20 protein-coding genes and 1 pseudogene are annotated in these 24,783 nt (G+C 56.2%); 10 read left to right on the top strand and 11 right to left on the bottom strand.

The features are described from left to right. Positions 1-54: 54 nt before the first annotated feature. Positions 55-2,412 carry a beta-galactosidase gene (locus tag AACH73_RS17655; protein ID WP_338736551.1) on the bottom strand — a complete coding sequence of 786 codons (2,358 nt, stop codon included), beginning with the start codon at positions 2,410-2,412 and terminating at the stop codon, positions 55-57. A gap of 572 nt (positions 2,413-2,984) precedes the next feature. Between AACH73_RS17655 and AACH73_RS17660 the strand changes: the two genes are divergently transcribed. From AACH73_RS17660 to AACH73_RS17670, 3 genes are read left to right on the top strand one after another with little or no spacing between them, the layout of a single operon-like run. Beyond that, the gene (locus AACH73_RS17660) at positions 2,985-3,275 is read left to right on the top strand and encodes a type II toxin-antitoxin system RelE/ParE family toxin (protein WP_272740925.1); all 291 of its coding nucleotides are present in this window, start codon (positions 2,985-2,987) and stop codon (positions 3,273-3,275) included. Next, positions 3,265-3,567 (top strand): HigA family addiction module antitoxin, encoded by a 303-nt coding sequence (locus AACH73_RS17665; protein ID WP_272740926.1) that lies wholly within the window; start codon positions 3,265-3,267, stop codon positions 3,565-3,567. The genes AACH73_RS17660 and AACH73_RS17665 overlap by 11 nt, the downstream gene beginning before the upstream one ends. Positions 3,568-3,581: 14 nt before the next feature. Continuing rightward, the gene (locus AACH73_RS17670) at positions 3,582-3,800 is read left to right on the top strand and encodes a hypothetical protein (protein WP_272740927.1); all 219 of its coding nucleotides are present in this window, start codon (positions 3,582-3,584) and stop codon (positions 3,798-3,800) included. Positions 3,801-3,887: 87 nt separating this feature from the next. On the opposite strand, the gene AACH73_RS17675 is transcribed toward AACH73_RS17670, so the two are convergent. The 4 genes from AACH73_RS17675 to vapB form a co-directional block, all read right to left on the bottom strand. Further along, complete coding sequence (locus tag AACH73_RS17675; protein WP_338736552.1) at positions 3,888-4,415, bottom strand: GNAT family N-acetyltransferase; 528 nt, start codon at positions 4,413-4,415, stop codon at positions 3,888-3,890. Next, entirely contained in the window at positions 4,412-4,690 is a 279-nt protein-coding gene (locus AACH73_RS17680; RefSeq protein ID WP_338736553.1) for a DUF1778 domain-containing protein, read from the bottom strand. Before AACH73_RS17680 ends, AACH73_RS17675 begins: the two co-directional genes overlap by 4 nt. A gap of 213 nt (positions 4,691-4,903) precedes the next feature. Beyond that, positions 4,904-5,323, bottom strand: coding sequence for a type II toxin-antitoxin system VapC family toxin (locus AACH73_RS17685; RefSeq protein WP_338736554.1), 420 nt, complete (start codon positions 5,321-5,323; stop codon positions 4,904-4,906). After that, entirely contained in the window at positions 5,323-5,547 is a 225-nt protein-coding gene (gene vapB / locus AACH73_RS17690; RefSeq protein WP_338736575.1) for a type II toxin-antitoxin system VapB family antitoxin, read from the bottom strand. Before vapB ends, AACH73_RS17685 begins: the two co-directional genes overlap by 1 nt. A 187-nt stretch (positions 5,548-5,734) precedes the next feature. On the opposite strand from vapB, the pseudogene AACH73_RS17695 reads away from it, so the two are divergent. From AACH73_RS17695 to AACH73_RS17715, 5 genes and pseudogenes are all read left to right on the top strand, one after another. Then, a pseudogene (locus tag AACH73_RS17695) lies at positions 5,735-5,878 on the top strand (transposase); the annotation flags it as partial. 1,128 nt (positions 5,879-7,006) lie between these two features. Further along, positions 7,007-8,029, top strand: coding sequence for a hypothetical protein (locus AACH73_RS17700; RefSeq protein ID WP_338736555.1), 1,023 nt, complete (start codon positions 7,007-7,009; stop codon positions 8,027-8,029). Positions 8,030-8,494: 465 nt separating this feature from the next. Further along, positions 8,495-11,383, top strand: a complete 2,889-nt coding sequence (locus AACH73_RS17705; protein ID WP_338736556.1) for a pitrilysin family protein — start codon at positions 8,495-8,497, stop codon at positions 11,381-11,383. Between the two features lie 354 nt (positions 11,384-11,737). Continuing rightward, entirely contained in the window at positions 11,738-12,619 is an 882-nt protein-coding gene (locus AACH73_RS17710) for an alpha/beta hydrolase (protein WP_338736576.1), read from the top strand. Next, on the top strand, positions 12,616-14,355 hold the full coding sequence (locus AACH73_RS17715) for a CocE/NonD family hydrolase (protein WP_338736557.1): 1,740 nt from the start codon (positions 12,616-12,618) through the stop codon (positions 14,353-14,355). The genes AACH73_RS17710 and AACH73_RS17715 overlap by 4 nt, the downstream gene beginning before the upstream one ends. A gap of 377 nt (positions 14,356-14,732) precedes the next feature. Here AACH73_RS17715 and AACH73_RS17720 read toward each other — a convergent pair whose 3' ends face one another. Next, a complete protein-coding gene (locus AACH73_RS17720) occupies positions 14,733-15,710 on the bottom strand; it encodes a 3'-5' exonuclease (RefSeq protein WP_338736558.1) in 978 nt (325 codons plus the stop codon). Between the two features lie 159 nt (positions 15,711-15,869). Between AACH73_RS17720 and AACH73_RS17725 the strand changes: the two genes are divergently transcribed. Both AACH73_RS17725 and AACH73_RS17730 read left to right on the top strand, forming a co-directional pair. Then, the gene (locus AACH73_RS17725) at positions 15,870-18,524 is read left to right on the top strand and encodes a M1 family metallopeptidase (protein ID WP_338736559.1); all 2,655 of its coding nucleotides are present in this window, start codon (positions 15,870-15,872) and stop codon (positions 18,522-18,524) included. 338 nt (positions 18,525-18,862) lie between these two features. After that, positions 18,863-20,074, top strand: coding sequence for an FAD-dependent oxidoreductase (locus AACH73_RS17730; RefSeq protein ID WP_338736560.1), 1,212 nt, complete (start codon positions 18,863-18,865; stop codon positions 20,072-20,074). Between the two features lie 107 nt (positions 20,075-20,181). On the opposite strand, the gene AACH73_RS17735 is transcribed toward AACH73_RS17730, so the two are convergent. The 5 genes from AACH73_RS17735 to AACH73_RS17755 form a co-directional block, all read right to left on the bottom strand. Further along, positions 20,182-20,481 carry a YciI-like protein gene (locus AACH73_RS17735; RefSeq protein WP_338736561.1) on the bottom strand — a complete coding sequence of 100 codons (300 nt, stop codon included), beginning with the start codon at positions 20,479-20,481 and terminating at the stop codon, positions 20,182-20,184. An 82-nt stretch (positions 20,482-20,563) separates the two neighbouring features. Continuing rightward, positions 20,564-20,842 carry a hypothetical protein gene (locus AACH73_RS17740; RefSeq protein ID WP_272741009.1) on the bottom strand — a complete coding sequence of 93 codons (279 nt, stop codon included), beginning with the start codon at positions 20,840-20,842 and terminating at the stop codon, positions 20,564-20,566. 264 nt (positions 20,843-21,106) lie between these two features. After that, complete coding sequence (locus AACH73_RS17745; RefSeq protein ID WP_272741010.1) at positions 21,107-21,439, bottom strand: hypothetical protein; 333 nt, start codon at positions 21,437-21,439, stop codon at positions 21,107-21,109. 371 nt (positions 21,440-21,810) lie between these two features. Continuing rightward, positions 21,811-23,775, bottom strand: coding sequence for a beta-N-acetylglucosaminidase domain-containing protein (locus tag AACH73_RS17750; protein WP_338736562.1), 1,965 nt, complete (start codon positions 23,773-23,775; stop codon positions 21,811-21,813). Positions 23,776-24,003: 228 nt separating this feature from the next. After that, positions 24,004-24,747 (bottom strand): GntR family transcriptional regulator, encoded by a 744-nt coding sequence (locus AACH73_RS17755; protein ID WP_338736563.1) that lies wholly within the window; start codon positions 24,745-24,747, stop codon positions 24,004-24,006. Between the last annotated feature and the right edge of the window lie 36 nt (positions 24,748-24,783).

Raw genomic sequence — 24,783 nt, forward strand, 5'->3', positions numbered from 1 at the left:
ATTTCCCGTGATTGGGCGTGCCCGGCGGCTGTAAACGCCCCAGCGGCTGCGCCACTAAGGTTCGACCACTAGCGCGTCACCGACATAGACCTGATAGTCTTTGATGCGACCCGTTACGCCGTCTCCGCCTTGTCTCGGTGTATAACGGAAGCCCGCAACTTCTATGGTCCGGCCGAGGTCAATCGCCAGATAATGCGGGTGATCGCGGACGTCGGCTGAGCGAACGGCCGTATGCCAGAAATCGGCGGCCTGACCGTTGATCGCGTTCACGGCCGCACCGTTCAGGCTCGCGACCTCCTCACTGTCGACATAGGCCACGGACCACTCCGACTGGTTGATGGGCTGTCCCGCCTTATCGAGAAGGGCAATTTCGGCAACAGCGGCAAACCCTTTCTGGTCATGCGCATTTTGCGAGACAAGGCAGAACTGTCGGCCTTTTGCGGGTGTCTCAAACATCACGTCCTGGCTGTTTGACCCCTGACGGAACGCCCCCGAATGCGTCGGAGAGGTGTTTGCGAGAGCCAGGGTGCGATTGGATTTCGGTTTTGGCAGATCCCTGTCGAGTCGCAGCGCGTCCAGTATGGGGGTCGTTTGCCCGAGGACGACCGGCGTGTCTGGACCCGTAAGATCGAGGACCACAATTTCGTTCACCCCCTTCTTAATCCAGGGGCCCGGAAGATACATGGTCTGGGTGGGGCCGATGCTCCAGTAGCGACCCAGGCAGCGACCATTGATCCACACGATGCCAAGGCCCCAGTTCGACAGGTTCAGGAACGTATCGTCGCGCGACGTCGCGGTGAAGGTGCCGCGATAGAAGGACGGCCCGCTCGCCTTGTCCCGCGTCCAGTTGAGCTTCGGCAGGTCGCCATTGGCACCGAAATCAATTGCCCGCAGTTCCCAGTTCTCGACAGGTATGGGGGCCGAGCCTTTGGGGGTAAAGGTGACCGGCCCCTGAATGCCCTTGCGATCATGAACCTCCACCCCAAAATTCACGCGCGCGATGGTATAGAGCAGGATTTCAATGACCGCGTCACGCGATCGGGCAGGGATAGCCACAGAGGTACGCTGATGGCGCACATCAAAAGTGCCTACCTCTTTTCCATCGACCCTAATCCAGGCCAGATCGCGCGCCTTGTTTACCTTGAGCACGCCCTCAGGCCCGGCCGGCAAGACGGCCTTGTAAGAGACCAGACCGCGGCTGATGCCATAGGCTTCGATGGATCGAAGCTCACGCGTCCGAACGGGGTTTGAGGGATAGCCGGCGCTCACGGGGGCACACTCTTCAAGAGTGAAGGGGGCCAGAGCCATCGTGTTTTTCTGCGGAGGGGGGGCGGGCAGCCTTTCCCCGGTCTTCAAAAACGGCCGCATGGCCGAGCGGTAGGCCTCGAACTTTTCCCCGATCCGCCCCGCTTCGCTAATCGGCGCATCATAATCGTAACTGGTCGTGTCGGGCTGGAACGGCCGGTCACAGCCGCCCCAGAGCCCAAAGCTCGTGCCGCCGTGCGCCATGTAGAGGCTGAAGGAGCCGTTTTGCTGGAGCATCCACTTGATGTCGGCCACAGAGCTTTGAACGCCACCGGTTCGGTGCCCGGCGCCCCACACATCAAACCACCCGGAATAATATTCGCCGCACATCAATGGCGCGCGTTGGACGGAGCGCAGGGCATTAAACCCCGCCTCCGGGTCATTGCCGAAGTTCGCAACGGACAACAGCTCAGGGATATGGGTTTTGGCGACAACGTGGGTCGGATTACACTGGAAGAGAGGCACGTCAAACCCGGCCCGCTCAACGGCCTTGCGCATGCCTTGCAGATACTCAAGATCGTTGCCGAAAAATCCGTACTCGTTCTCGACCTGCACCATCAGGATGGGGCCGCCTTTGGTAACCTGAAGCGGGCCAAGATGGCGACCCACCTCTTCGATCCAGCGGTGCGCCGGCTCGGTGAAGGCCTCCGCACGGGTGCGCAGAAAGGCGTCGCCTTCGGCCTTCAGTAACCACCAGGGCAGGCCCCCCATTTCCCATTCGGCACAGGCATAGGGGCCCGGTCGAAGAATGACCCAAAGACCTTCTTTCTGGGCCATCCGGCAAAAGGCAGCGGCATCCCTTTGCCCCTCCCAGTCAAACTGGCCCTCATCCCACTCGTGGTAATTCCAGAACAGATAGGCGCATACGGCATTTAACCCCATTGCCTTGATCATCTTGAGACGATGCGGCCAATACTCACGAGGCACGCGGGGGAAATGCATCTCGCCACATCGAATCTGGATGGGGCGACCGTCGAGCAGAAAGTCGGATGGCCCGATCTCAAAATGGTGGCCTTTTGCCGCAGCAGGGGTGCCCGGCATAAGCGCCGACACGGAGGCGGCCATGCCAGCGGAGAGGGTCAGGCGACGCGAGGGGAGAAAGGGCATACCGGCAGACTTTCCTGAATAATCTCACCCACCGAAGGGCTCAGGCAAAAAATTATATGACAAATATGCCCGAAGCAATGAGAAATTGTCAGACCTATGACCGACCGGAGAGGGTGGTATTGCCACTCCGGGCGGTTAGAGTTCCACGATAGTTCAGTTTAAAATCGGTCGAGTATGTGCGGCGCGTAGGTTCGGGCTAGGGCGAGAACGGCTCGAGGCAAGAACCTCAGCAAGCGAATTCGTTCGACATCAGTTGAGTAGAAACACTCATTTGGTCGTAGTTGTCCAGACATGCGTGATTGTAAGCCACGATGCCACGATCTGCGATCCGTCCACGAACATACGGGTCTCTAGAAATAATCGCAGATCTGCGAACTTAAGTGACGATGCCTAGATTTATTTGGAACGCGTACGGGCACGGCAGACCACGCTTACGCCTCGTTTAGTCTGATTGCGCCTCAGCGGCTATTGTAAGTGTCCCATAGCGCTTTAAGAGGCTTTCGGCTTTTCTGCATGTAAGGTGTGTCAAGCGATACTTGACGCGCCTTAGGCCGTCAAGTATAACTTGACGCATGCTTATCGAGTCCATCCGTCACAAGGGGCTGCGAAGGTTTTTCGAATCTGGAAACGCTAAAGGCCTTGTCGGAGACGTTTCAAGGCTAAGAAAGATGCTCGCGTTCATCGACGCTGCTGCTGATCTGGACGAACTCTTCGCGCCTCCCAATTACGGTCTCCATGCACTTGGGGGAGATCGTGTGGGCACTTGGTCAATGACGGTCACTCGAAATTGGCGTCTGACGTTTGAGATGGATCAAGACGGAGCGTTAATTAACTTGGATCTGGAGGATTATCATGGCGATTAAAATGCATGCAGCGTTGGCGGTCCACGCGGGCGAGTGGCTTAGAACTGAATTTGTTGAGCCCTATGGTATCACGATCAAGGCCTTGGCTGACCACGTTGGGGTGACTCGTCAGGCGCTAAGCACTTTGCTAAATGGCCACTCCAGCCTCTCTGCGGAAATGGCGATCCGTTTCGAAAAGGCGTTTGGCGTAAAGGCGGAAACTTTAATGCGTATGCAAACTGCCTATCAATTGGCGAACGCTCGCGCGCACGAGGATAAGGTTGATATTCGTCCGTTGGCCAAGGTTGCATAGCCCGGTATCGGAAGATGGAATACGAGGTTGAAAACGATGATGCCGTCGTCGGCATCGAAGTCAAAGCCGGAACAAATATCGATGCGGACAGTTTCAAGCATCTGAAGTGGTTCAAGGCGAATATGACTGAAGGCAAATCCTTCAACGGGATCGTGCTCTATTCCGGCGAGTATCCTGTGCCGTTCGGCGATGGCCTGTGGGCCATCCCGACAAGCGCGCTTTGGTGCGCATAATATATATTCTGGAAATAAAATTTAAGTTGAGACAAGTGCGGGGAGGGGTGGACCGGCAATATTCAACATAGTCCTCAACTCGGGGGCTTACAGGAAACCTCTATCTTGAAAGCTAGGGGAAAAGGTGGCCAATGGCATTACTAATGTCAGGGGGAGATTTTTGAGCGGTTCGGCGCTGTATGCAGCATACCAACTCGCAGCACGCACGTTTTTTGCGTCTATGATGAGCAACGTTCCCCCAACCTGTTCTGAAGTTCGTAAGCATCTAAGGGCTGCGGCCGCTAGTAGCTGCCCACCCAGCCCTAACCCTGCGACGGAGAGGTCCGTCGCTATCCGTGCCAACTTGAAGCCCGCGATCTCGTGCCTCGCCAATCCTTTTGCGAGATGTGCGGGGACCTGATCGTGCGATATTGCGGACGGCGTTACCGTGTAGAAACCGAGAATCCGTTGTGACTTAGCGTTTTCGATAGCGCAAAAGGTTTTCGACGCGTTTTGCTCATGACTCTGCCGAGCAAATCGCTGCAGAAATTCGTTCATCTGGGTGTCGCCACAGTTGAATGATTTTCGATCATGCGACTTGGCAATTGGTGCTTCGTGCCAGTCCGGGAGGATCATAGTGCGGACGGCAAAGCTGCAATAGCGGCCCGCAGTTTTGCATTTGGCTTAGGCGGGTTTTCGAGCAGCTCAAGGACCCGAGCGAAATCCCGTCTAGAAAGGACGACGGCTTCAGCGGCTTCAATCACTGAATCTGCTTCTTTCAACGCTGTCTGCATGATGAAGTTGGTGAGGTCCGTATTTTGAATCGCCGCGGCCCGGATCAGCTTGGCTTTTGCTTCTGGCGACACCCTCAAATGCAATCGCTTATTGTCATCAATGGCTACGCTTGGCATCGGAAGCTCCACACAAAGGAATCCTAACTCATTGTACATGTAGGCGGGAAAATGTCAAGCTGTACGCCATGAATGCGCACAACGCATAATATAGATTATGGGAAATCGCGAACCAGTTCAAAATCTCGCGCGCCCGTGAAGCAGGGTTGAACGGTAATCTGGAGTGAGAAACATCTAACTCCACACGACTTTCTAAGAAACGGTGACGCTAAATTAGTTCGCCATCGGGTCTGACGAAAGCCAGTCCTCGCTACGAAGCCCTTCAACGCGGGAGAACTCACTCAAATTTCCAGTGACAACAACCAAGCCTCTGCTTCGGGCATGACCTGCAATTAGTACATCATAACCGCCAATCGGAGTACCCCTACGTTCCAAGGACGCTCGAATGTCTGCGGCGTGGGCGGCAGCCTCTGGCCCAAATGGAATCACCTCGAGCCGCGCAGCAAACTGTTCGACCTTTGTTCGGTTAAAAGCCGGGCGGTCAGACTTTTCAGCACCGTGCAACAGTTCCGCCAATACTATTGTGGAGATGCAAAGCCCATCAGCTTCAGCGTTGAACCGTTCGCGGATTGACTGCGGCCGGTCTCGGAGCACTCTGATGCATAGATTTGTATCAAGCATATATCGAAGCATTAGAAGCGCTCGCGGACTTCTTCTATCGGTTGGTCGCGCTCGCCAAGATCAATGCCTGGGGCCGCAAAAAAATCGTCCCAAACGCTGTTCGACGGCACGATGATACGACGCCCCCCTTCCCTCAAAATAGTTACGTCTTTGACCCCTTCTGGAAAAGCCACGTCCTTAGGTAAGCGAACTGCTTGCGAGCGATTCGAGTGAAATAAGGTTGTGCGAGCCATGATACACCTCCAGGAGTTTACCTTAAACTAATCATAACATGGGATATGTCAACGGGATATACATAACAAATATCGTGGGAGATGATCCCCATCCTAGTTTCTAGCTCGCTGAAGCATTGGCGATTATTCCTTCGCGGACAGAAAGAGATGGGTGGAGCTTTATATAACGCTTAGCAAGAAGACCGGCAAACGCGTGGTTCAGCGCCACGGCTATCGCGATCGTGATTAGGAACCGCGCGCCAGTACCGTCGAACTGCGCGCCCCTCAAACTTCGCAAAACAGTTATCTCCCAAGCTTTCTGAAGCCGCGGCGCACGGCACAGAGGGTGCTAACACCTTGCGACCTACTCGCCGAAAGCGCGGACGCTCTTATTGCCGCCAGTGCCTAGAAAATATGAGCCTCCCGATAACCGCCAGAAGGTATCCAACACTGGCCCCCCTACCGCTGGAGCCACAGAGGGGTATATGAATAAGATTAGGGTTCCAGCGAGAACCAGAAGGTTTGGCCAATCTCCGGTGCCCGACCAGGATTGAATGGCCATAAAGCAGAGACACCAGAAAATGACGGCTGTAGAGATGACTAAAATAAGGCGCATGATGAGTTGCGACATAGGGGTCTGACTTCTAAATTCCATCCACACCACAATGCCGGCGACCGCAACGCCTGTAAAAATCATATAGACTAGAAGCCCCACGCGTTCTCCCTCCCCGATTTAACTTGGTCGTCTCTTCCACGGAATCGCCCAAAAATCGAATTTATCCGACCCACTACCTATGCAGCCTCATAAAAATTACCGAATTCTTTTCGCGCAGTAAAAAAATACCTTGTCCAAACTTGGCTAGGGCGCATGCCAAATCAGCTCCGGACACGCAGATAGAAAGACCACTCTTCTCACTGTAACAGGTCGCGACCCTACAAAGCACCGGGTTGCAACACCTGACCGCCGCGAATTGCAGCGGGATGCAACAGCTTGCAACACGTTCAATCCGCGAAATTCGGGCATGATTGGCCCGGTCCATTATGGACCTCCGTTCGATGGAATTTCGCATGTCTCTCTTCGCCCGCAGAGCTGTTCCAAGCGCCGGTCTGGTCGCCGCGGCAGCCCGTTACGTGTTGGCTGTGACGTCGGGCTTAAGCCTGTGGCACTGGTGGGCACGGCGGCTCATCACAGGAGCCGCTACGGCGATGCGCAGAGTTATTCCGCCCGTGCCGTCCTGATGCGGCCGGACGACTCCTGCGACATACACCTGATCGGTTTGTCGGGCACGGTCATCTCTCCCAACAGCAACCTGCCGAGCCCTCTCGGCCGGCTGCAAACGGGCGCCGGTTTACCCGTCCCCGCAAGGATTAAGCCCGACTGTCCTGGCCGGGCGTGCCACACGATCAGAGCGAAATCCTCAAAGACCTTGTGTTGCCTTTAGCTTCTCCCGACGTCTTTTTCCTCCACACAAAGGATAATCCCATGCGTAAAACCCATCTACTGTCGGCATGCGGCCTCATTACGCTCATCCTGGCCGCTGGCGCCGCCTATGCCCTACCGCCGGGATACAACCGCAACTTGGCGCGCCAACAATTGGCTAACATGGCGCAGGTTGCCTATGTCAAGAAAATGGTCACTCTTCAGGAAGCCCAGTCGATGGGCGTGCGTCTTGCAACCAGCGACCGCTTCGTCGACGACCATGTTAACGAAATGCAACGAGTCGGCGTGGATCTCGGTACACCCCTTCTCGGAACAAGCGGGGCCGGGGTTTTGGACGCCATCACCGCAGCGCAGGCCGCTGTCAGCGGAAGACGTACCGGTGTCTCGACGACCGTAACTCCCGGAGTTGCCGGCCCGACGCAACGCGCCGACGCCCAGACCACGGTGACCAATGCCCAGAACACGTTGACCGGGTCTCGCAACGTAACTGCACCTGCCTTGACCTCGGTCACCGAACGGACGCGCACCCCCGGGCGCGACAACTCGATGATTTCCGATGTCGATAATCCCGGCATCTGGGACTGGTTGACGAAGTCCGATGCCGACATGCAGGCCGAATGGGACAAAAAGTATGGCCCTAAGCCGCCTTGTGGCGACGATGGCGACGTCATGTGTGGTTATAGATTCACCGGTGGCGGGGCCAGCCGGCCGAACCCAGAGGGCAATCCGCGCCGAGCGCTGCCGACTGACTTGACTGCCAATGATGTGAAAAATCCCCGTAACGGCAGCCATGTCACAAACCCAGCGCCGGATGATGGTACGGGTGCAACGGCGGGCGTGGACCGAACAGCTCCGATCCCGACCCTCCCTGGTGGTGGCGTAGTCAATCCTGGCGGTCCTGAGAATGTTCGCACCCCGGTCAAGATAGATGGCAAGGTGCCGATCATCGACAACACCAATGTCATTAATCCCGACCGCTCAAACGGCAACCCGACCGAACCTGGCCAAGCCGGCGGTGGCGCTCAGGGCAATGTCGGGACCCCGGGCGGCAAAAAGAACGAGTAGGTCTACGGGAGTGGCTCGCCGTCGGGATGTCGATCATCCCGACGCGGGTCCCTTACATAGGTGCGAGGAAGGCTGTTTGGGCGGGCTTTGCAAAGGTGAAGAAATGGGTCTCCCATGCAGAATTTGTTGTGCTTCATAGGGGGCCGACTGAAACAAGAATGAAACCGAAGTCAGCATGCACGAAACTAGAGGATTGCGCGCATAACTGACGGTGTTGTGAGCCTGTCTCCTATAGCGGGGCCATGAGGGGCAGACGATCGGTGGATACCCGTTTAGCCGGAGCCTCCAGCGGCAAAAAAATCCGGCAATAGCTTTGAGTGGGGAGGTTGGTGGGTCATGGGTTGGAAAGTCGTTGCAATAATGACTTTGCGTGGCATGCTCGCTCCAACCGTCCCATTCGGGATCGGACTGGCCGGAAACCGTTAATAGTTTTTGCGTCGTCACCACAATCTTAGAGATGCCTGCATGATACGTCCTTCCCTTCGTTCTCTTGGTCTCACGGCTTTTGCATCGATCCTCGCGATGACCACCGCGCTTGGGCATGTTCAAGTTATGGCTGCGCCTGTGGAAATAAAGGCCGCGCCGGTGAGCGAACTGGTCAAGGCGGTGAACATTCCCTACTCGGCTTTCACGCTGAAAAACGGACTGCGTGTGATCGTACATACAGATCGCAAGGCCCCCGTCGTTGCTGTATCTGTATGGTATAACGTCGGTTCAAAACATGAACCGAAAGGAAAGACCGGCTTCGCGCACTTGTTTGAACACCTGATGTTCAACGGCTCTGAAAACGCTTCAGGTGATTTTTTCGAACCCCTCCAGCAGGTCGGCGCGACGGATTTCAACGGCACCACTTGGTTCGACCGCACCAACTACTTTGAAACCGTTCCAACTCCCGCGCTTGATGTGGCTCTCTTTCTGGAAAGCGACCGCATGGGTCATCTTTTGGGTGCGGTCACCCAGGAGAAACTCGATAACCAGCGTGGCGTTGTTCAGAACGAAAAGAGGCAGGGCGATAACCAGCCCTATGGTTTGGTCGAATACGCTCAACTTGAAGGGTTGCTTCCTGAAGGTCATCCCTATCATCACTCTACGATCGGTTCGATGGCTGATCTGGACAGCGCCAGTCTTGAAGATGTGAAGAATTGGTTCCGCGCCAGCTATGGCCCGAACAATGCTGTGCTGGTTCTGGCCGGCGATATCGACGAGGCCACCGCCAAAGCCAAGGTCGAAAAATGGTTTGGCGATATTCCCAAAGGCGCCGCAGTTGCTCCGGTCAAGGTTGACATCCCTACCCTCAGCGCCCGCAAGGACATGGTAATGAAGGATCGCGTCGCCCAGACGCGACTTTACCGTTACTGGGCGGTTCCGGGGCTCGACAGCGCCGACCGTATCCCGCTTGATATGGCAGCGGGTGTTCTGGGCGGTCTGTCCAGCTCGCGCCTCGACAATATTCTGGTCCGCGACGAACAACTGGCTGTGCGCGTCAGCGCCGAGCTTCAGACTTTTGCGCAACTCTCCTTTTTCGAAATCAGCGTCGATGTGAAGCCGGGCGTTGACGCGGAATTAGTATCCAAACGCCTTGACGCAATCGTTGCTGATTATATCGCTAAGGGCCCAACGGCCGACGAAGTTGCACGTGTGGCCACTCGACATATCGCCAGCACCATTAGCGGATTGGAATCGGTGGGTGGTTTCAGCGGTAAGGCGACGCAACTCGCCGAAGGGGCGCTTTATCTCAATGATCCTGAGGCTTATAAAAAAGAGCTAGACGCCTTTGCGACCACATCTCCCGCTCAGGTCACCAGAGCTATGGGTAAGTGGCTGACCCGTCCGGTTTTTGCCATATCTGTCGTACCAGGACCTCGCGATGCTTATAAGGAAGCCGGTAGCGCGGGCGGCGAGCGCGCCGGCATCACCTCCGGTCCCGCACTTTATCTCGATGCTGCCGAAGCCGATGCAATCGCGGCGGGTTTGCCGCTTACTGCTGTTGACCGTAGCCAATTGCCCCCAGTTGGCGATATCACGAACATCGACTTCCCAGCGGTGGAAACCATAACCCTCTCGAACGGCGTGAAGGTCCACTTTGCCCGTCGCACTGCCGTGCCGGTCGTACGTTTGTCTTTGTCTTTCAACGCCGGTCACGCTTCGGACGGCAAGGGCCGTCTAGGAGTGCATTCGTTGATGCTGGCGGCCATGGACGAAGGTACCAAGACCCTTTCGGACGTGGAGATTGCGGAGGCGCAGGAACGTCTGGGGGCCTCGATCACGCTGAACGGCAGCATGGACCGCACGGTCGTCGGCCTGTCGGCCTTGAGCGCCAACCTCGATCCGTCGCTCGATCTTCTTGCGGATATCGCCAAGAACCCTGCCTTTGAAGAGAAGGCTGTTACCCGGGTGCGCAACCAGCGCCTGGCGGCCATTGCGCAGGAGCTGACCCAGCCTCAGGCCATTGCGTCGCGCACCCTCTCTACGGCGATTTTTGGTGTCGACCACCCTTACGGTCGTCCTTCATCGGGCAATGGTACGGCGGACGTCGTATCCACCCTTTCACCTGCGGATCTTTCGGCCTTTCACGACGCGTGGATTCGTCCGGACAAGCTGGAAATCTTCGTAGTTGGGGATACGACCCTCGCCGACATCAAGGCAAAGCTTGAAACCCGGTTCGGCCAGTGGAAGGCCCCCTCCACTGCTGCCGGTCAGAAAAGTTTCACGTCGGCCATCCCCATAGCCACGCCGCGGATTATTCTCGTCAATCGCCCGCAATCACCGCAGTCGGTGATCTATGCCGGTGAGGTGCTCAAGGCAAGCGGTACGGACGACCTCCTGACCCTTACGCAGGCCAATGAAGTTTTGGGGGGCAGCTTCCTGTCGCGTATTAACATGGACCTGCGTGAAACCAAGGGGTGGTCCTATGGCGTGCGCTCGGCCATCAGCCGCTATGAAAACCAGGTACCATTCATTGTCATCGCCCCGGTTCAGGCTGACCGTACAGGCGACTCTATCACTGCCTTGCGTACTCAGATGATGGAATTTCTGGGGGTGAAAGGAGTAACGCCAGAAGAGCTCAAACTGACCATAAACGGCAGCGTGCGTGAATTGGCGGGAAGTTTTGAAACCTCTGAGGCCGTACTGGGCCAGATACGTAGCGATGCGCTTTATAAGCGCCCCTTCGACTATATCGAAACCGTCGCAGGCAAGTTGGGAGGGCTCGACGCCAAGGCGCTGGACAGTTCGGCGCGTAACCTTATCCAGCCGGATAAGCTGGTCTGGGTCGTGGTGGGCGATAAGGAGAAGGTCCTGCCTCAATTGACGGGCCTTGGGCTGCCCATCGAAGTCGTTGATGCCCCCAAATAAGCCTTGAGGACCATAAGAGCGGAATGGCTTTGTGGGAGCCATTCTGCTTTCAGCTGCCGTGAAGGCCCGTGGTAGCTCTGTTTTCGAACCTTGCATGCTTCGCTCTAGGCGCGTCCCCTAAGAGCTAAACCTCTTTGATCTTTGGAGAGTGGCTACACGGTTATGGCAAAGCGGAGTGACAAAAGTTGTCGCCTTGGCGCAATGGGATAAACTGCATGCTTTTGAAATAGTAAAGTCTAGCAATTATCTTTTCTGAGTTTTGATTTTGCTTTAGATATAATTGTGGGCCGCAATGAGCCCAACGAAGAACAGATTAGGGACACAGCCGTGGGTATTATACACAAAATAGTGGTGATGGCCGCGCTAATTAGTGCCGTTTCAGGGTCTGTTTCGGCCCAGGACAGCCAGATGGTCGCAATAGTCACCCCGGACCAACCCAATGCTATAACGCTCAATACAGGGCAACTACCGGGGGCAACTGTACAGGAATCATGGCACCGGCAGTACGGAAGCGTATTTGCGAGGAATGTAACTGAAGCAACATTGACGCCTTTCCTCCCCAGCCATTCCAAAGCCACCGGTGCGGCGGTTATAATCGCACCCGGAGGCGGATTTCGTACACTCTCGATGGAGAATGAAGGCTGGAACTTAGCCGAACGTCTGGCCGACATGGGGGTCGCGGCCTTTGTGCTTAAATACCGCCTGAATCAGACAGCTGCGACCCTTGAAGAATTTTCACGACCACAAGGTCCACCGCCATCGGCGTCAGGCGCATCGCGGCCATGGGTGGTCCCTTCGGATGCGCCACAGATTGCTGATGTCGAGGCAGCTTTTAGCCTAGTGCGCGCCAATGCGGAAAAGTGGGGCGTCGACCCGGACCGAATAGGTATGGCCGGCTTTTCGGCAGGGGCGCGACTGACATTGTGGACTGCCCTACAAAGCAAGTCGGCCAAGCCGGCATTTTTAGGCTATGTCTATGGTCCGCTGTCGGCCGTCGACGTTCCTGCGGATGCACCTCCGATATTCGTGGCTTTAGCGGCTGACGATGGACTAATCGCGAACGACTTTAGCCTCATTGTGAATTGGCGAAATGCCGGGCGCGCGGTTGAACTGCATCTTTACGAGAAAGGTGGTCACGGTTTTGGCATGTACGAGAAGCCGACAACGAGTACGGGGTGGTTCGATGCGTTCGTCCGGTGGATTGAGATGAACGGCTATTTGAAGAAAAAGGTTTGAAAGCCTTGCGCAAGATCAACGTGAGGTCTTGGCTAGCCCATACGCTTGTGCTGTTTCTTATATTTGTGACAGCGACAGCTATTGCAGCGAATGTTCGCGCCCAGCAGACAGCCAACGATTATGTGCGTCAGTCTCTATACGTTCCCGTGAGAGATGGCACGCGGATTGCGGTGAATATTTATCTTCCCGCGTCTGGGGGATTGGCGATACGCGAGCGAAGGCCGGTCATATTTGTCTTCACGCCTTACAGAGCGAGGTTTCGTAACGAAAAGGGTGAGGTGATTGAGGAGGCGTTGAGTGATCAGCTCGCATTGCGCTCGCTATTGCACGCCGGCTATGTGGTCGCGGTTGCAGATATACGTGGCAAGGGAGCGTCTTTTGGGGCCCGGCGCGGCTTTCAGGACCGCACCGAAGCTCAGGATGGCTACGACCTGATCGAGTGGTTGGCGCGCCAACCCTTCGCCACCGGCTCGGTTGGCATGATCGGGTGCTCTTACTTGGGCGGCACAACCTTTCACACCGCCTCGACAGCGCCACCGTCTCTAAAAGCAGTGTTTATCGGGGCTTCGGATCTAGATAAGTATGCGTTTGTGCGTAACGGTGGCATTACGGCCCAGTTTAACACCCGCCCCGATGAGCCAGCATCTGTGGATCTTGCTAGCCTCCCAGTCGATGCCGATCCAGATGGCGCTTTGCTCAAGAAGGCTGTCACGCAGCATGCTCATAACACACCTATGGCGCCTCTTTGGTACGGTATGCCCTATCGGGACAGCGTATCAGCGTTAACGGGAAACCCTTATTGGGAAGAGGTGGGAGTATATCGATACCTGGACGCGATCCGAAAAGCGGGGATTGCTACCTATTTCTGGGGCAACTGGCAGGACGAGCCAACTGCGCAGGTTATTCTCGGAGCGGCGAACCTTGATGGCAAGTTCCTGGCTGGACCGGGGGGGCATTGCAGTACGCCAGAAAACTTCGATTTTACGGGTGAAGTCACTCGTTACTTCGATCATCATTTGAAGGGTGTTGCTAACGGTATCGATCAGGAGCCGCGCGCTACGTACTGGGTTCGCGGTCTGGGCGGTAATAAGGGTGGCTACGTTCGTTCAGACCAATTGCCCGGTGTTCAATCCTTACCGGTCCCGTGGTTTCTCAGCGGGAGCGGTGACCTAAGTGTTGGGCCGGGATCCGAAGGACGTGACGCCTTCACAGTGGATTATGATCTGCCACCCGCGGAATACTTTGCGTTTTGGGCTAAGCCAATGGACTCCCACGGTCTGAGTTATACGAGCTCGCCCTTAGTCGAACCCATTACATTGATAGGTTCTTCCATAGCGCGGTTAAACCTCATGTCGAGCGATCCGCAAGCCAATCTGTTTGTCTATCTCGACATGATTGCCCCCAACGGAGAGGCAGAGGTTATAGCGTTTGGGCGATTGAACCTAGCTCATCGGAAGGTGTCCGAACCGCCTTATGACACATTGGGGCAACCCTGGCATTCCGGTCTTTCTTCGGACATTCAGGGTTTAAAGCCAGATGAGACGGCGCACGTAGTTATCACGTTAACGCCGGTGTCGCTTGTCGTGCCGAAGGGGGCGCGTCTGAGACTCACAGTTGCCGGGGCCGACCCTCGTCAACGCAACCTAAAGGCCATTCAGATCACGCCACCTCCCTTGATTACGGTAGTTCGGGGCGGTTCCACGGCTTCGCGGATTGATCTGCCGTTTGTAAAATGAGGATCAGAACCCCTGATTGAGTGGCATTCACGGCTTCGCAGGGATATGCGCAGAAAACGATGCCCCTGATTGGGCAGGCGGATCATATAATTTATGGCCAACTCGCTGATCTGACGATTTCAGTGCAACCCGAAACATCTCAGGGGTAGCGATGGTTGGATGGCCTGCCCTATCTGATTAGGGGTCTTCGGATTTGCAATCCGCCGCGTCAGTATCTCCGCCACAGGCCAAGCGTTGAAATATGGTGTTTTGCTCCGAAAAGCGACTCAGCACATCCCCGGCGCGAAAAATGAACAGAGTTTAGAGCGGGCCATGAACCACGTTCGGTCAAACTGCGACGTTGGTGATTTATTACATGGCCCAGTAACAAGGACTACTTATCCTTTGAAACGGTCGACAGCGGTCAATCGCCGCGACGTGAGGTCAACATCACTGCGGTTATAAATCTCCGCTTCGAGAAATTTGATCTCAGAATCAAAGAGCTCTGCATCAACCTCCGTCCACCAGGCCTTGGGCGTCGCCCCTTCCCCGCCAGACCAACGGTAGCCTCTGGCTTTTAAGACGTCCTTTTTATCGAAGGGGCTATATTCTGCCCAAATCCGGATTCGCTCGCGTTGGCTCGCCCGATAAAGTTCGGCAAAAGGCGTCAGTTCATGAAGGCCCGGTTGCAACAAAACTTCCAGTAAGGCGAAACAGTCGTCGACTGCCCGGTGTCCGTTATGAAAAAAGCCAGCTTGATTGATGAGATAGCCAAGTTTCGTCCCTTCGAAACCACGACCTTTCCAATCCACTTCCTCGTTGGAGCACGCCCACGGTTTTGACGCGAAGACATGGGACAAGCGCTCACAAAATGGTCTGTCAAAGCCTGCATTGTGCGCGATGATCAGGTCGGCTGGAAGAACAATCCGTTCCAAGGCATCGAGATTGATCGAGCGTCCTCTTACCATCTCATCGGTAATTCCGGTTAAAGCTGTAATCTCTGACGGAATAGGTCGAGATGGTTGATGCAGAGAGCTGTAGACGTCGATTACGTCGCCGACCTGACCTTCGGGATTAAACCGAAAGGCAATAACCCCGATCTCTATGACTTCGTCCTCGCCTTTGTTCAGACCCGTGGTCTCAGTGTCGACGATTGCGCCAATGAGAGGGAATCCGGGTCGAGGCGACTCGCAAACGTCACGAGGCCGAATCTGTCGTAATATTCGGTATCGTCCCGTCATTTCCAAATGTCGAGCTATGTCATCTTCAGAGACATCCTTCAAACTCAGACGTTTTGAAGTCGCTTTGGGCTTGCGGACTGGTTTGGTTACGGGCGCATTGGAGGGGACGCCAAACATGTCGAGTTGAGAAGCCATCGGTGTAGCTTATCGGATTCTCGCTTCATTTGCCCAAAAAATGATGCGTCCAAAGCGGCGAGCTGTGAGGTTACAAAAACTTAATTTCGCACATCTGCACCCGGCTGTTAGTCAAATGCGTTCGTATCAAAGTATACGGTCTCAAAACGGATTTTCTGAATGCGTCCTTTTCTGCGCGCCCTGGCGGTCACGACCTGCCTCGTAATGGCCCCTTTCGCCCTTTCTGTAGCGACCCCAAGTGCGGCTGTTGCCGCCGACTACCCCGAAGGTCGGCTACCCGATACGGCCAAGCCCTCAGCTTATCGGCTCAGCCTTACCATTATTCCTTCGAAGGAGCGTTTCTCAGGTCATACCGAGATCGATCTGGACCTTAAGACGAGGGTTGCGTCGCTCTTCATGCATGGCCGCGACCTTACCGTGACCAAAGCTGTTGCTGTTCAAAACGGCAAAGCGATCGAGGCTGTCTGGACCCAGGTCGATCCGTTGGGTGTTGCCCGCGTCGACTTCAAGGCGCCGCTGCAGGCGGGCAAGGTAACGCTGAAATTCGACTACGATGCGCCTTTCGGAGATGGCCCTGCCGGGCTCTATCGCGTCAAGGTCGGCGACGATTGGTACGCCTGGACGCAGTTTGAGTCCATTGATGCGCGCGCTGCCTTTCCCTCCTTCGATGAACCGGGCTTTAAGACCCCCTACTCCGTCAGCATCACCACGGAACCGGGCCTTGTAGTTGCGAGCAATGCGCCCGAAAAAGATAGCGTCAAATCGGGCAATCTCGTCACCCACAACTTCATCCCGACCAAACCCCTGCCCTCCTATCTGGTAGCCATGGTCGTCGGACCCTTCGCAGTAGCCGAAGGCGTCGCACCGCCGACGCCACAGCGTTCGTGGCCTTTGCCGATACGCATCATCGCGACCAAGCCTAACAAGGACAAGCTCAACTACGCTCTGACGGAAACGCCGTCGATCGTCGCTCATTTGGAATCTTATTTTAACCAGCCCTTCCCCTACCCCAAGCTGGACCAGATCGGCTCTCCCATCATGCCGGGCGCAATGGAAAACGCCGGGGCGGACATCTATGGCGACACGATCCTGTTGCTGGATGATGGTGCGCCGACCAGCCAGAGAAAAACCTTCGGGATGGTGGTCGCCCATGAGCTGTCGCACCAGTGGTTTGGCGACTACGTGACCCCGGCGTGGTGGGACGATATCTGGCTGAATGAAAGTTTCGCCAACTGGATGGGCTTCCGTATCGGAAACGAATGGCGCCCTGAACTCAATATTGGCGTGGGCGGTCTGGCCGAAGGATTCAGCGCCATGCCCACCGACGCCATGAAGGTGGGGCGCCCCATTCATGAGAAGATCACCAAAAACGGCGATATCGACTCCGCTTTTGACGGTATTACCTACGGTAAGGGCGGTCAGGTCATTGCCATGATTGCTGCCTATCTGGGCGACAACAACTTCCGCGAAGGCGTGCGTCTTCACATGTCACGTCACCCCTACGGCAACGCCACGACCGAAGAATTCTTCGGTGCTCTGGCCGATGCGGCTAAGGACCCACGCGTGTTGGAGTCGATGAAGAGCTTTATCAACCAACAAGGCGTACCGGTTGTCGATATTGTTCGCAAAGATGGTCGCCTTATTGGCACCCAGTCGCGCTACAGCTACTACAGCAGCACTCTGACGCCCCAGTCTTGGATCATCCCGGTCTGTCTGCGCGAAGGGTCAGAGCGCAACTGCACGCTTATGGACAAGACGACTGTGGATCTGGGTGCGGCGAAACCTGGCGCCATCATCCCCAACGCGGGCGGCACGGGCTATTATCGCTTCTCGCTGACCCCCAGCGACTGGGACGCGCTGCTGGCCACCGGAGCGACCCTGCCCGCCGCCGAAGGTATAGCCGCCATCGACAGCCTCTGGGCGCAGTTTGAGGCCGGTAAACTGCCTGCCGCAGAGCTGATCACCGCGGCCAAGGCTCTGGCCGACAATCCGGACTCCAGCGTCGCCATCGGCGCGGGCGAACGCCTGACAGGCCTGTGGGGCGACGGAATGGTGGCCAGCGAAACCGAAGCCAAATACCGTGGGGTCATCGGAGGCATCTATGGCCCACGTCTGGGCGCCATGGGCTTTAACCCGGCCAATGGGGCCTACAAGGCCGAAGCCGCAGAGCTTCAGTCGCGTCGCCGTGGCCTTGTTAGCCTGCTCGCCGGAAGTGCCAAAGATACGTCTGTCCGCAAAACCCTGCTCGACGCTGCGACGGCCTATCTAAATGGCAACACCAATGCGCTAGACCAGACCTATCTAGGCAGCGGCCTCAGCATCTACGTTCAGGAAGGTGGCCTGCCCGCCGCAAAAGCGATGTTTGAACGCGCCGTCACTTCGACGCAGGAAGGTTTCCGTGGCCGGGCGCTGGGCGCGGTCACGGCCGGCGCCAAGCTTGATACGGCGGATTGGGTTCTAAATACCGCCATGAATGACAAGCGGCTGCGTAATTCCGAAAAGATCAGCCTCCTGGGGGGACTGTTCTATAGCCGCGAGACGCGCGACACGGCCTTTACTTGGCTGAAAGCCAACTATGCGTCCTTCTCTGCTGGCGCGGGCATTTTCAGCGCTGGCCGCATTGCCTCGCTGCCCGGTGTCTATTGCGACGCCGCCAAGGCAGACGAGATCGACGCCCTGATGCGGCCGAAGGTGATCGCCGCCGGTCGTGGAGAGTTGTCCTTCAACCGCACGCTGGAGACGATGAAAACCTGTAGCGCGTTGAAAGATGCCAAATCGGCTGAGGTCAATCAGGCGTTTATCGACGCCAAGTGACCCGTCCAGTCTCCGCTTATGCTGGATCGTGAGCGGAGACCTGCGTTGAAGCGATGCGCGTGCCTGGTTCTATTAGACCGGGCACGCGTCCGCAACTTGAGCGCTGCTGGTCAGCCACTTGCCAACCACCCTCACCGTGACCCAAAGCGGGCTCTCTGGCGTTTTCGTTTTTGATGTCTAGGAATTTGGGAGCAGCGCACTGGACGCGTTGGCCCCGTTGGCCCATTTTGCCATAATGAGCGTTTAAACCGGGCTTTCAAATTCATTATAAAGCGCGGTCAATTTAGGCATCGCTCGGGCGATGCTGACTAGGGCACTCCTTACATGAGGAGGCTCCAATGTTCGAAACCCCACAAAAGCTCTGGTCGGGTGCCCCGGCGTGGTCAGCGCGCGCAGGCGCAGTTACGACGACCTTTCTCACATCAGGCATAAGCGCGGATGTTGTTATCGTAGGTGCGGGCATAACGGGGGCTTTACTCGCGTCCGCACTAAGTGAAGCGGGGCTGGAGGTGGTCATCATTGACCAACGGCCGCCGTTGCAGGGATCGATTCGTGCGAGCACTGCGCTTTTGCAATACGATCTCGATCAGCCCTTATTGAAATTGACGGCACAGATAGGCTGTGACAGCGCTGTTCAGGCTTGGCAGAGATCACGCCTAGCGCTCGACAGTCTTTACGGCAGGATAAATCGTCTCGGAATTGAGTGCGACTTACGCCATCGACCCTCGCTTTTACTTGCGGGCAACCTCCTGTCCGCGGCGGAGATGGATGATGAAGTAAGGCTACGTCGCGCAGCGGGTCTATACTGTTCGCTACTGTCCTCAGAGGCGCTGTCGAGCGAATTTGAGTTTAGGCACACTGCAGCGATCCATTGCCAGGGCAATTTTACGGCTGATCCAATTCTTCTCACCTTAGGCTTCTTAGCGCACGCCCAATCATTAGGGGCGCAAATTGTCGCCCCGGAGAAGGTCGTGGAGGTGGTACCTGGCAATCGGGTGCTCGTGAAAACAAGTTCTTTTGACGTAAGCTGCCGGTATGTCGTTTATGCAACCGGATATCACGTTGACCCTGAACTTCTGCCTGAAAACAGTTCTCTGGTTGGAACCTATGTTATGGTCACAAAGCCCCAGCCAGAGCGGCTTTGGCGACACGAGTCTCTTATCGCAGAAGCGTCCTCTCCTTATTTCTATGCCAGAACAACTTCCGACGGGCGGATAATGTGCGGCGGAGAAGATGAAATCTGGCATGGCAAAGATCATTGCGAGGCGAAACTTTCCGCAAAGACTAAAGTTCTCGAGGAAAAGCTGAGTCAATTGTTCCCTCAGGCCGATGCAACCGCCGAGACATCGTGGTGCGGCGCCTTCGGGAACAGCGTCACTGGACTTCCGACAATAGGTCCAATCCCAGGTCGTCAAAACTGCTACGGGGTATTTGCGTTTGGAGGCAACGGAATCACCTTTGCGGCCATGGCGGCAGATCTGATAACTGCGCGTCTTACGGGTGTCACGTGCCCCAATGACAGCCTCTTCGGGTATACCATTAGGCGTTAACCGAGATCGCAAACAGAAACGGCTCAAAAGCCATTCCGATGTCCGCACAAAAGCTAAAATCACCTTTCAGGGGCCAATAATCTGGAAGCCGCGAACGAGACGGCCCTTCAATCCATAGGGAATGCCGCATTTTGCCCCGCAACCGTGTGCCATTCACGTACCTGCCATGATTCAACCAGTCCATTGATCACGTAGGGATCTGCCAGCGCAAACCGGTGGACCACGTCCGCTGTCTGCGCTGAGAACAGCAAGACCCCCGTGTCTACTGGATCAACAAGTGCTCCCCCTAGAAGAAGGTTTCCTTCAGCGGATGCAGCCCTCGCTAACTTCAGGTGCTCAACTCGGAATGCCTCACGTTTAGTGAGGTAATCTGAATGATATCTGTAGAATAGCAAAAAATGTTTCACACGCTTTTTCCAGTGCAAAATTTTATTATAGTCATAAAATTAGGTATTTTCTTTATGGGTAATGCTGAATTTCTACAAAAATTTAAAACAAGAAAATAATGCCATTTCCAAAGAGCGTCATTATTGTGACGATAGTCGCCACTGTTGCATAAACTAACGCTCGCCTCCATAGGCCGCTATCAATTTTGGAAACGCTCATTTCATAGTCTGCAGGCGTAATCTCGCCATTTCTTAAGTCGCGAATGAGGACAGACTTGGCTTTTTGGCGTTTCATTGAGTGGACTATGAACACAATCATCATGACGAGTAGGGCGATCCCTAACTGCTCGCCCGGATTCGAAATCAAAGCAAAATCTTGCATTTTGGCGACCCTTCATTACATAAATTGTGCGAGGCGACGGTGTCTTTACGTAATATAGAGGCTTTGATATTGCCGATCAGATGCATGCTGATACATTAAATTTTAGCAATAAAACTCCTCTTTTGTAAAACACAAGCATTATAAGCCCTTGAGAAGACAAAACCGGTCGCCATTTTTCCTGCGAGACAAAGAATTTCTTCTCCAAATGAAGGGAAGAGAGCAAATAGAACAAATTTGGCTCATCTACAGGGGTGATGCGTGCGACTAATTTCCGCCGATCTTGCTGCCGCGAACGGCGACTGACCCGGTTTCTTTGACCTCAACGGTTTTGGCGAGCACATGAATGTCGACGCCACGAAGGTCAATACTGCCATCTTTTTTCATCGTCATTGAAGACTGTCCAACTGTCAAACGCAGCTGATCACTCGCCGATAACTCTAGGTTTCGCTCCGAAGGATCAGGAAGACGTCTCTCGAGCGCTGATAGGCGCGCTTCGAGCGCCGCGACGCGTGACGCCTCGCCTTGCGCCCAAACCGGGACCACCAGACCTAGAAGAAGGCCTAAGCTTAGCCCACCTGCAAACCCTGCTACTTTCATTGTGACCTCCAGATGCGATAAATGATCATGCAGCCGGTTAGAGAGAAAGTCAGGCTTTTTCGGGCGAGTGAGTACGAAAACAGGTTTTGATGAGCTCCTGCTGAACCCAGGCCCAAAGGCGGGCGTCAGCCCTCAAAGCTATTGCGCACTTCGGGACTAGCATCCGTTCCGTCTGACTGCATGTCGCTGTCAGCAAACAAGCGATAAGGCAGTTCACCGCTAAAGAGGCCTTCGCTGCAATGATAGAGCCCCGGCGTTGCCCTGGGTCCACTGCGCCACCGGTTGCCCGTCCGCTTTTAGCCGGTAGAAACGATAGCTCCGCTGGACCATTGCGACCGATCTCTAAAGTCAGCCACTCCTTAGTGCCGTTGTCATTGGCCCTCGGGTGGCCAATAGACTAATCCGGGCGCCTCATTGATAAACACGTCGAGCACGCCGTCGGCGACTTTGATCGGTCGCTCAGGACGGGTCGCGCCCGGAATAGAGCGCAGTTTTGAGGCCTCTTCTGACAAAGCTTGCGCCGCCGCGAAGCGATCCCTGGCCGTTCGGTTATCGGTTGCCTGAAGCCCATCGACCGTCAGACGCAAAGCCTTGCCCCACAGGGCGGTTGCCGTAAGCCACGGAGCTGCCTCTTCGACAAAGCCTTTGTCGGTCACGCCGGCGCGGATGCGGTCGGGCGCGGCACTCAGATCATCTGCCCATTGCGACAGGGCGCTCAGCGCCGCCCGACGCTCTGCCATATCTGTCCCCGCCAACGCATCTCGCACGCGGTTGATAACGGCTTTAAGGCGCGGAGCCTGCGTCTGCCACGGCTGATTGCCGAAGGTCGGGGCCAGATGCTGGGTATCGAAAAAGGTCAGTAGTGCCTGCGTTACCTGCGCGTCATTCCCGGCCAGGTCACGCGCCGCGGCCCGCCAGGTGCGCTCAGCCTCATAGGCCTGATCATTCCACGCAAAGGCTACCAATCCCATTACGGCCGGGCGGCTGGCCACCTCTTGATTCATCGGGTTGGAGACAATGCCACTCAGTTCGGCCGACAGACCGGCCTCACGCCGCGCATAGGGGGCCATCAGCAAACGTCCGGCAGACTCACCGAAATCATTAACAGGGTAATTGTCCCACAAAAGCGTCTTGCGTCCGAAGGCCTTGGTAGCATTTCGCGCATCGGCCACTGAAATTGACGGCGGCACGGTGTCCGTGCCCGTCCACTGGATAACCACGCGCGGATCAAGCGCGGCAGCCAGCGCCGTCTTATAGGGTGAAACCTTGGCGTCGTAATATTCGGTTGGCACCATAATGAGTTCGCCGTGCCCGCTGGCGGCCAGATCGGCCTGAACGGCGTTCAGGAGGCTGGCCTGGGCCTTCGCCGCCGCTACGTCGCCGGACGGCCCAAAGGCCGCTTCGTCGGCCGCACAGTTCCATTTTTTATACTCAATATCATCGAGCGCCACGTAGAAGCTGCGCACCCCTACGCTACGCAGGGCGGCAAACTTGGCGCGGATGTGCGCCAGATCGGCCGGATCGCTGTAGCAGATGGACGGCCCCGGTGAGACGGCATAGACGAAGTTGACATGGTGTCGGTTGGCCTGTGCGACGAGCCCGCCCAAGTCTTTCAACGTCTCAACCGGGTACGGTTCGCGCCACTTGTCGCGCGCATAGATGTCGTCCTTGGGGCTGTAGATATAGGTGTTGGCCTTAAGGCCCGACAGAAAGGCGATATGGGCAGCGCGCTGCGCCATGCTCCACGGTTTGCCGTAAAAGCCTTCGATAGTGCCGCGCACTGGCATGGACGGATAATCACTTATCGTCAGCGCCGGGAGGCGACCCTGCGCAATCAACTGCTTCAGGCTCTGGGCGCCGTAATAGAGGCCGTCGCCATCTGCACCCGCCAGCACAATCAAAGCCCCGGAGGCTTGCTGACGGGTGGTCAGTAGATAGGATTCGGGACGTGTGGGAACCGCCCCACCTGTCACGCTGAGCGCCGCCTTGACCTCGGCGTCGTTGACCGTGCCGATCACCGCATAGTCGCCGGTAAAGCGCTTCGGCAGGCGTTTGACCACGCGGACCATTTGGACCCCTGCCGTTGTCAGGGCGGTGCGCACCAGCGTTTCGGTTTCGGCATCAACCTTGTCGCCCTTTACTAGAAGCAAAGACCTCCCTGGCTTCAGATCGGGCCCGGTCAGGGTGAGGGACTGGGGTGCGGGATAGAGGGCCGGCACCGTCGCTATCGGCTGCGCCTGTGCAGCCACAGCACTCACACATATCAGCGCGCTGAGAACACAGACAAACCAGCCCCAGAGCATCCAGTGCGAGTGATGGGGTGACTTCAATCCCATTGGCAGGTCCTTCAAAGGTAATGCAGAGGTTCTATATAGGTATTGGATATAGACGAACTTGTCGCCTGTCCATAGCCTGCACCTTTGCCTGGAGGGATTAGCGACTCGAGATGCAATCATCCCGCCTTACCCGCGAAAGGCACGACCGCACGACGGTGTGCCGCCGCGATTCAAAGCCGCTACTGGATGCGTCCGGAGACAAGAGACATTTGGGACCCCGAGGCCAAGTCAGCCCAGTTCGGCGATCACGTCGTAGGCCTCGCCGTGGTAATAGCACTGGCTGAATTCCACGGCGGTGCCGTTGGAGAGGAAGCCGCGGCGCTCGATAAACAGGCCGCAGGCGCCCGTTTGTACACCCAACAACTCGGAATGCGCCTCGCTCAGGGGCGCGGCACGAAGGCGTTGCAGGGCTCGCGCCGGGCGGCTGCCGGCAACCGCCATCGCTTCATATAGGGACTCCTCCACCACATCGACCGATGGGAGGAACTGCGCCGGGACGACCACAAACTCCAGACACACGCGCACACCGTCGGCGCATCTGATGCGGTGAAAGCGGTGGACCTGCGAGCCAGGCGAAAGGCCCAGCGCCAGCGCTTCTTCCGGAGTCGTCATGCTGGTGGTCTTTTTCAGCCAGATACTAGACGGCTTATAACCGCGTGAGCGGATATCTTCGGAAAAGGAAGTGAGGATCGAAAAGTTCTTTTCGACCCGCGTAATCGCCGGGGTTGACACATAGGTGCCGGACCCGCGCGTGCGGGTCAGAAGCCCCTCTTCGACCAGCCCCTCCACGGCCTTACGCACGGTGATGCGCGAAACCCCGTAGAGTACGCACAGTTCGCGCTCCGGGGCGAGTGCCACCCCCGGCTTCAGCTTGCCCTCAGTGATCTCGTCACGAATAGCGTTGCGGATGAGCATATAGGCGTGGCCGCCGTCATCCTTCAGAAAGGCAGAGCGCAGAGCTGACTTATTCATGTCACTTCCAGTATTTCCCCTGACATTTCATGTGGG

The organism is Asticcacaulis sp. DW145 (assembly GCF_037101385.1).
In the GTDB taxonomy this organism is placed as follows: domain Bacteria; phylum Pseudomonadota; class Alphaproteobacteria; order Caulobacterales; family Caulobacteraceae; genus Asticcacaulis; species Asticcacaulis currens.